A 7,094-nucleotide genomic window follows, 5' to 3' on the forward strand; every position below is an offset into this window, starting at 1 on the left:
GTGAAAAGCTTAAGGATCTGATCCCGCGCCACATGTTTAAAATCCCGATCCAGGCGGCCATCGGCGGCAAAGTCATCGCGCGCGAGACCCTATCTGCGCTGCGCAAAGACGTGACAGCGAAATGCTATGGCGGCGACGCGACCCGGAAGAAGAAACTGCTGGAGAAGCAGAAGGCCGGTAAGAAAAAGATGCGTCAGTTCGGCAAAGTGGATATCCCGCAGGAAGCGTTTATTTCAGCGTTGAAGATGGATAGCTAAAGCCCATTCTCTGCATGGGCAGCGCCCGACCCCCATGGGCCGGGCGCTTTGCACCCACCCCTCGGGACGGGCGCCGGGTAGATTGAAAGCGCGGCATTGCCACAGGCGATGAAAACGATGCCGCAGCTGCAATATCCCGCTTTCCCTCCCGCTCAATCCATGTTCAAACACCCTCAAAATTGGCGCCTTGATTCCCCGTGATTCTCCGGCAGATCCCGCGTGATCCACCAAAACCACGCCGGCCAAAGCAAAAATCGCCCGCGAAACCGCGCCTTCGTGTGATTTTCACGTTCAATCTCACAAGCCAGCCGAGACGCTTAGGAAATCCGAGTTATCCACAGGAAATCCACAAGCAAACTCAAAGACTTACCCCCAAGAAATTAGCATAAAACAAAATATTTTCCTTGCCGGACGCCCAAATCAAATGCCAACGTTAACCCAACGCAAGGGATCGCAAGATCCGGAGCGGGACGCGAAAGTCTCTTAAGGGGGACGCGGGGAAGAGGGAGGCAACGACCTGGACCACGCGAAAATCTTAGGACGCTGGCCGAAACTGAGATGGGGTCTTAGGACGCCGAGGATGGGAAGGCGGTGGAATGGCGGTCGCGGGCTGATCAGAGGCTTCGGCGGATGATTGGCTGGGGGGATAGGCCCTTGGTATGGACCATTTGGTGTGTATCGCGTGCAGGTTTTCGGACCGGTATCGCTGGGTTTTCCCGCAGCGCTGACCTGCAAAGGTTAGGGCAAAACGGATGAACGGGCTTTGTTCAGAGATCCTCGTGGGTTGAGAATGATGTCGGGACATCCATCGGAAGGCGTCAGGATTGTGTGATCGGGGTTTCCTCGTGACGCACGCTGCAAGGACCGCGTCTGAGCACCTGACGTCTTTCTTCTATTTCTGCTTGCTGGCTCTGTCCAAGGGCTGAAATACATAAGGGGTCGTTGCCTATGGCAGCGACCCCTTGCGTCAGAACTACATACCGCGTCTATGCACCTAATGAGGCCTTGTTAGCGGTGGGTTTCGGCAAAATCAACTACATCTTGTGGCGATGTGCCGTATTTTACGCAGGACTGTGTGGTTTATTCACCGCGCTTTAACCACGCGTCCACCGTGGCAATGAATTCCGCCGGTTTTTCAGCGTGCAGCCAATGGCCCGCCCCTGATATTTTGACAAAGGCTGCCTTGGGGAAATGCGCTCGAATTTTGGGGCGGTGGTCGGGCAGGACATAGTCTGAATTGGCCCCCGACAGGAACAGGGTTTCGCCCTCAAACTGGCCGTCTATGTCCGGAAATCCCATGATCTTGGGCATCTCTGCTTCCAAAGTATCCAGGTTCAGGCGCCATTTTTTTGCCTTCAGGTCCAGTGACTGGGTAAAGAAGGAACGTAGGGTGGGGTCGTCTACGCCCGCCGCCTCAAGCTGTGAAAGCGCGTCAGAGCGCTTCTCGACCTGCGTCAGGTCCACGGCACGCATGGCGTGGATGAAGGGCAGCTGGCTGTGGCTATAGGTGACAGGCGCGATGTCCGCGACGATCAGACGGTTCACCAGCTCTGGGCGCAGCATCGCGAGCGCCATGGCAGCCTTGCCGCCCATCGAGTGCCCCAGCACATCCATCTTACCCTGCTGCGCCCCGATCACCTGCGCAAGATCTTCGGCCAGATCCAGATAGCTGTGGGTATCATACCAGTCACTCTCCCCATGGTTGCGGTTGTCGACGGCCTGAACCGGACGATCCGCGGACAGCTTGCGGCACACGACACCCCAGTTGCGGGCAGACCCATAGAGGCCATGCACCACCAGCAGAGGCGGACGAGAGGATTGATTTGGATAGTCAATTTTCTGCAGCATTGAAGCGTTACCAATTGGTTAACTGCGCGGTGGGGATCGCAAAGTCGTGGGGACGATATGATTGAACTAGAGGATGTAGAACACAACATCTTTATTCTTCGGCTGATTATCCGAAGAAAGTTTGGTGTGGAAGGCGAAAGTCTGGATCAGGCCATGAGCCAGATGAAACGCAAATTGCCACGCAGAACGCACAAGACCGCTGATCGTCTTGTGGAACTGCAGCAAAACATAGGGCCAGACGGCACCACAAACCCTGAAGAAATTGAAGAATTCGAGGGTTTGATGACCGGTCTGGTGGATGATCTGGTGTACTACGATCCAGAGGAAGTCCGGCTGCGTAAGATGAATGGCGGGCGCTGGGAGGCCATGGTTCACCTGGGCATCGCAAGCATCCTGTTGGTGTTTTTCCTGCAGTGGCAAGGGCTGGTCTAAGCCTCTGACGTTTCCAGATTTAAGAGTGTTTTCACATCGCATCGCGCCGACTTGATTCGAAGTGCGGTTTCGCGATTGAGAACAGAAATATGCTGTCCTTTCAGATTGTTATTTGACTGGAAACAGGGCGGCATGCGCGTTTCAAAAAACTTTGCGGGCCCAACGTGTCCCCCGATTGGGCCCATGTCACGAGAACAGCGCGGCCATCTTGCGGCGGATCTCGAGCGGTCCATCGCTTTGCGGTCAGACTGAAATTCGCCTTTAGGTTGTTTCGCCCTTTTGCGCCAGCGCGTCCCTGGCCACGATTGTCACCGTGACAAAGCTGACATACAGCAGCAAATACCATGACCCCAGTTTGGCAAAGCTGACCAATTCTCCGGCGGTTTGCCCGCTGTAGAGCCATGTCTTGGTGCGGGTGCCGACGTTCTCGGCAATCCAAAGCGCAAAGCTGGAGAAGAAGGCTGCAAGCGGTAGAGGCATCCAGTGTCTCTGCTGTGCAATCTGAAACCAGACGCGGGTGCGCGCAAAGACCACGACCGTTGCTGCGAACAGGACCAGACGTATGTCGGCCACGAAATGGTGTGCAAAGAAGTTGATGTAGATCGCACCGGCCAGCACATAGGTGATCCATAGGGGGGGATAGGGCGCAAAGCGCATCTGAAACAGGCGAATGACCCGCGCCATGTAAGATCCGACCGACGCATACATAAACCCCGAGAACATCGGGACGTCCCACAGTTTGAACAGCGCGGGTTCAGGATAGCTCCAACTGCCTGCGTTCACCTTGAAGATTTCCATCGCCGTGCCCGTGGCGTGAAACAATAGGATCACGCGGGCTTCTTCCCAGGTTTCAAGACCGGTGAGCAGAAACATCACCTGCAAGGCAACGGCATAGATCAACAGCGCGTCATAGCGCGCCAGCGGCCAGTCCGCTTGCCAGATCTGTGACGACAGAATGATCCCAACCAGCAAAAGTGCCCCAAAGAGCGCGGCCCAACCTTGTTTCAGTGTGAACATGACCAATTCAGCAACAACATGCGGCAGGCGCGCGCGCATCCAGTCTCCGAGCTGGCGTTCAAGGCGTTGGGTGCGGGTCTGTGGCTGGGTCATGTAGGGCTGCAATAGAAAAGGCGCGCAGAATGCTGCGCGCCTTTTGTGTCACAAGGACAAGGGTCGGTGCAATCAGCGACCTTCGTACAGTGGGAAGCGTGCGCAAAGCTCTGCCACTTGGGCCTTTACGCTCTCTTCGACGGCACCGTTGTTTTCTTCGCCATTGGCGGCCAGACCGTCGACAACTTCGATGATCAGGTCGGCAATCTTGCGGAATTCCGCTTCGCCAAAGCCACGGGTCGTGCCCGCAGGGGTGCCCAGACGGATGCCAGAGGTCACCATCGGCTTTTCCGGGTCAAACGGGATGCCGTTCTTGTTGCAGGTAATATGCGCGCGACCCAGCGCCTTTTCAGTTGCGTTGCCCTTCACACCTTTTGGGCGCAGGTCAACCAGCATGACGTGGGTGTCTGTGCCGCCTGTGACGATGTCCAGACCGCCCTTCATCAGCTGATCCGCCAGCGCAACCGCATTGGCGCGTACGTTCTGCTGATAGGTTTTGAATTCCGGGCGCAGGGCTTCACCGAAGGCCACAGCCTTGGCCGCGATTACGTGCATCAGCGGACCACCCTGGATACCAGGGAAGATCGCAGAGTTCACTTTCTTGGCGATCGCCTCGTCATTGGTCAGGATCATACCACCACGAGGACCGCGCAGGGTCTTGTGTGTTGTGGTCGTCGCAACATCCGCGTGCGGGAACGGGGAAGGGTGCTCGCCCGCAGCCACGAGGCCAGCAAAGTGTGCCATGTCGACGTGCAGATAGGCGCCAACCTTGTCGGCAATCTCGCGGAACTTGGCGAAATCGATGACGCGTGGGATCGCAGAGCCGCCCGCGATGATCAGCTGAGGCTTATGCTCTAGTGCCAGCGCTTCGACTTCGTCATAGTCGATCAGGTTGTCTTCTTGGCGCACGCCATACTGAACCGCCTTGAACCATTTGCCAGACTGGTTCGGAGCCGCGCCGTGGGTCAGGTGGCCGCCAGAGGCCAGGTTCATGCCCAAGATGGTGTCGCCCGGTTTGATCAGCGCCTGAAACACACCTTGGTTGGCCTGAGAGCCAGAGTTCGGCTGAACATTGGCGAAGTCGCAACCAAACAGCTCTTTGGCGCGGTCAATGGCGAGGTTTTCTGCCACGTCCACATATTGGCACCCGCCATAGTAGCGACGCCCAGGATAGCCTTCGGCGTATTTGTTGGTCATCACAGAGCCCTGTGCCTCCATCACGGCGGCGGACACGATGTTCTCGGATGCGATCAATTCGATTTCGTCGCGCTGACGGCCCAATTCGTCAGTGATCGAGCCGAAAAGCTCTGGGTCACGTGTCGCGAGGGACTCAGTAAAGAAACCGGGGTCGGTGGATGCGGTCATATTTTGAAGCTCCGAGTAAGAGATTTAACTTGCGGGTTTCCTATCGGAAACACTGCGAGCTCGAAAGGCCAAAAAGCGACGTAGCGCGTTTTCGTCGCGCCATGTCTGGTGCTTGCTGTGAACTTATGTTTCTTTCGGAACCAGATTTCGGGCTTTGGAAACAGGAATCACCCCGTGGTGCGCAGCAAGAGAATCGCGTTTTTGGCCTCAGAGGCCGACACAGCGCAGGCAGGTCAGGCCGAGCTGATCGAGATGCATGGCAACTGCGCCCCAGATCAGGCGGATCTGATCGTCGCGCTGGGCGGGGACGGGTTCATGCTTCAGACGCTTCATGCGACGCAGGAATTGAACGTTCCGGTCTATGGGATGAACCGCGGCACCGTTGGCTTTCTGATGAATGAATACGCCAGCGAAGATCTGATGGCGCGTCTTGCGGATGCGGAAGAGGAAATCATCAACCCGCTGACCATGACCGCAACGCAGGTGGATGGCACAGTGCATTCAGAGCTGGCGATCAATGAGGTGTCGTTGCTGCGGCAGGGGCCTCAGGCGGCTAAGCTGCGGATCTGGATCGACGGGCGTATGCGGATGGAAGAACTTGTCTGCGATGGCGCGTTGCTGGCCACGCCTGCGGGATCAACCGCGTATAACTATTCGGCGCATGGGCCGATTTTGCCGATTGGCTCTGATGTGCTTGCGCTGACCGCTATCGCGCCGTTTCGTCCGCGTCGCTGGCGCGGGGCCTTGGTGCGCAAGTCCTCGACCGTGACGTTTGAGGTCACCAATCCTGAAAAACGCCCGGTGATGGCGGATGCAGACAGCCGGTCGGTGCGCAATGTGGCGACGGTCGAGATAAAGTCTGAGCCATCTGTCGGACACCGCATTTTGTTTGACCCCGGACATGGCTTGGAAGAGCGGCTGATCCGCGAGCAGTTTGTCTAAGCGCTGGGGCGTGGTCAAAAGTTCAGGCGTGCCGTTTGGAACAGATGCGCATCCAAGAAGTCGCCAGATGGTCGACATTCCAAGACTGCAGATACTTCGCCAGATCTAAGAAATTCAAACAAGCCACCATGGCGCGCCACCGCGGCATAAAGTGCGGCGTGTTCAGGACGAAGCAGGTAAGGTTCTCGTTCTATAGGCAAGCTTAGGCTTGGCGCGTGTTGTTTGCTGTGAATTGTAACGTCTTGCACCATGCCAGGCCTGAGGGCTTCACCAGTTTCAACTACAGGAGACAACAGAAATGTTCCCGAGCAAGAAACGTCTCCTTCTGATAGACTCGAATGTGAAACATCCAAAAAGACCTCTAAACGCAGCCCGTCGAGCTTTCTACTACCAGTGTTGGACACGCGCGCTGTGATCTGGTCTTTGTCATCAATCCGAAGGCTAGGATCTAGGTGAAAGCTGGTTTCCTCCAGGCGCAGTTCTCGCTCTGCACGCCTACGGTCCATGCGCTTGTTATCCCAGAAAATCACTAGAATAATTGTTGGAATATAAAGAGCCCCCATCCAAATGAGGATCTGGGGGCCGTAGATTTCTTGCAGCACTAAGATGGTCGTAAGTACAACTGCCCATGCGAAATAAAAGCGTTTCATCGACTCCGATACGGCCTAACCAACCGCGTATCCAAGCCCTTGAAGAGCCTCAGTGATTTCATCCAGGATCACGGGATCATCAATCGTCGCAGGCATCTTCCACTCTTTGCCATCGGCAATCGACACCATCGTGCCGCGCAGGATCTTGCCCGAGCGGGTCTTGGGCAGGCGATCCACGACGGTGGCCATCTTGAAGGCCGCCACGGGGCCGATCTTTTCACGCACCAGTTTGACCACCTCTGAGACGATCTCGTCATGCGGGCGATCCGTGCCTGCATTCAGACAGAGGAAGCCCAGCGGCATCTGCCCCTTCAGCTGATCCGCGACGCCGATCACCGCGCATTCGGCCACGTCGGGATGCTCGGCAAGCACCTCTTCCATGCCTCCGGTGGACAGGCGGTGGCCTGCGACGTTGATCACGTCATCCGTGCGCGCCATGATATAGAGATAGCCGTCCTCGTCCTTCATGCCCGCATCGCCGGTTTCGTAG

At 56.6% G+C, this 7,094-nt stretch carries 6 protein-coding genes and 2 pseudogenes; 3 read left to right on the forward strand and 5 right to left on the reverse strand.

All coding sequences use genetic code 11. The annotated features are described in order from the left end of the window. A pseudogene (locus tag ACEQWH_RS00730) lies at window positions 1-257 on the forward strand (elongation factor 4); the annotation flags it as partial. Window positions 258-1,337: 1,080 nt separating this feature from the next. Here the strand turns inward: ACEQWH_RS00730 and ACEQWH_RS00735 are convergent. Further along, on the reverse strand, window positions 1,338-2,105 hold the full coding sequence (locus ACEQWH_RS00735; protein ID WP_370227372.1) for an alpha/beta fold hydrolase: 768 nt from the start codon (window positions 2,103-2,105) through the stop codon (window positions 1,338-1,340). Between the two features lie 57 nt (window positions 2,106-2,162). On the opposite strand from ACEQWH_RS00735, the gene ACEQWH_RS00740 reads away from it, so the two are divergent. Next, window positions 2,163-2,537: a hypothetical protein gene (locus tag ACEQWH_RS00740; RefSeq protein ID WP_370227374.1), complete on the forward strand. Its 375-nt coding sequence runs from the start codon at window positions 2,163-2,165 to the stop codon at window positions 2,535-2,537. Between the two features lie 261 nt (window positions 2,538-2,798). On the opposite strand, the gene ACEQWH_RS00745 is transcribed toward ACEQWH_RS00740, so the two are convergent. Both ACEQWH_RS00745 and glyA read right to left on the reverse strand, forming a co-directional pair. Continuing rightward, window positions 2,799-3,647, reverse strand: coding sequence for a DUF817 domain-containing protein (locus ACEQWH_RS00745; RefSeq protein WP_370227376.1), 849 nt, complete (start codon window positions 3,645-3,647; stop codon window positions 2,799-2,801). A 72-nt stretch (window positions 3,648-3,719) separates the two neighbouring features. Continuing rightward, window positions 3,720-5,012 carry a serine hydroxymethyltransferase gene (gene glyA / locus ACEQWH_RS00750; protein ID WP_370227379.1) on the reverse strand — a complete coding sequence of 431 codons (1,293 nt, stop codon included), beginning with the start codon at window positions 5,010-5,012 and terminating at the stop codon, window positions 3,720-3,722. A gap of 177 nt (window positions 5,013-5,189) precedes the next feature. On the opposite strand from glyA, the gene ACEQWH_RS00755 reads away from it, so the two are divergent. Continuing rightward, window positions 5,190-5,954 (forward strand): NAD kinase, encoded by a 765-nt coding sequence (locus ACEQWH_RS00755; RefSeq protein ID WP_370227381.1) that lies wholly within the window; start codon window positions 5,190-5,192, stop codon window positions 5,952-5,954. Between the two features lie 14 nt (window positions 5,955-5,968). On the opposite strand, the gene ACEQWH_RS00760 is transcribed toward ACEQWH_RS00755, so the two are convergent. Both ACEQWH_RS00760 and prpE read right to left on the reverse strand, forming a co-directional pair. Then, entirely contained in the window at window positions 5,969-6,604 is a 636-nt protein-coding gene (locus ACEQWH_RS00760; RefSeq protein ID WP_370227382.1) for a hypothetical protein, read from the reverse strand. 15 nt (window positions 6,605-6,619) lie between these two features. Next, a pseudogene (gene prpE, locus ACEQWH_RS00765) lies at window positions 6,620-7,094 on the reverse strand (propionyl-CoA synthetase); the annotation flags it as partial.

Origin of the sequence: Cognatishimia sp., assembly GCF_964229375.1 — a bacterium.
GTDB lineage: Bacteria > Pseudomonadota > Alphaproteobacteria > Rhodobacterales > Rhodobacteraceae > Cognatishimia.

Excerpts from the sequence above, each read along its gene's own strand:
- ACEQWH_RS00735 (WP_370227372.1), bottom strand. The coding sequence starts at position 2,105 with ATGCTGCAGAAAATTGACTATCCAAATCAATCCTCTCGTCCGCCTCTG.
- glyA (WP_370227379.1), bottom strand. The coding sequence starts at position 5,012 with ATGACCGCATCCACCGACCCCGGTTTCTTTACTGAGTCCCTCGCGACA.
- ACEQWH_RS00760 (WP_370227382.1), bottom strand. The coding sequence starts at position 6,604 with ATGAAACGCTTTTATTTCGCATGGGCAGTTGTACTTACGACCATCTTA.
- ACEQWH_RS00745 (WP_370227376.1), bottom strand. The coding sequence starts at position 3,647 with ATGACCCAGCCACAGACCCGCACCCAACGCCTTGAACGCCAGCTCGGA.
- ACEQWH_RS00740 (WP_370227374.1), top strand. The coding sequence starts at position 2,163 with ATGATTGAACTAGAGGATGTAGAACACAACATCTTTATTCTTCGGCTG.